At 60.2% G+C, this 517-nt stretch carries 1 protein-coding gene; it reads right to left on the minus strand.

What is annotated here, in order from left to right; genetic code table 11:
- Positions 1-517: substrate-binding domain-containing protein (locus J1G33_RS28125; RefSeq protein WP_223019173.1), on the minus strand; the 517-nt coding region annotated here is incomplete at both ends.

Genomic DNA, 517 nt, shown 5'->3' on the forward strand with positions numbered 1-517 from the left:
AAGAGTCTTGAGGGCAGCGGTGAGGATGTGATCCTTGGGGATGCCGGCTTCTTCCAGGGACTTGATCGAGCCGTCAGTGCGCTTTTTACCGGTATCGAGCTCGTTGAAGGTATTGATCACCGCATAGGTGTCCTTCCAGTCCCAGCCGCGTTTTTTCGCTTCGGCGGCCATGGCGGCCCCTTGTTTCTGGCCCACTTCAAACGCGGCCATGCCCAGGTACGGCACGTCTTCCATGAAGTTGCCCTTGGCATCGACAAAGCGGTCATCCACGGCCATGACTTTCAGGCCATTGACCTTGGCCTTGGCGACAATGGCCGGGCCCAGGGACACGTCCGGTGGGCAGATCACAAAGCCCTTGGCACCGTTGGCGGCGAGGCTGTCGATGGCCGAGAGGGTTTTCTCGCCGTCGGGCACGGCGATCTTGATCACGGTGAAGCCATGCTCCTTGCCGGCTTTTTCGGCGAAAGCCCATTCAGTCTGGAACCACGGCTCTTCGGCCTGCTTGACCAGGAAGCCG

It is taken from the genome of Pseudomonas sp. P867, assembly GCF_019891455.1.
Lineage (GTDB): Bacteria > Pseudomonadota > Gammaproteobacteria > Pseudomonadales > Pseudomonadaceae > Aquipseudomonas > Aquipseudomonas synxantha_A.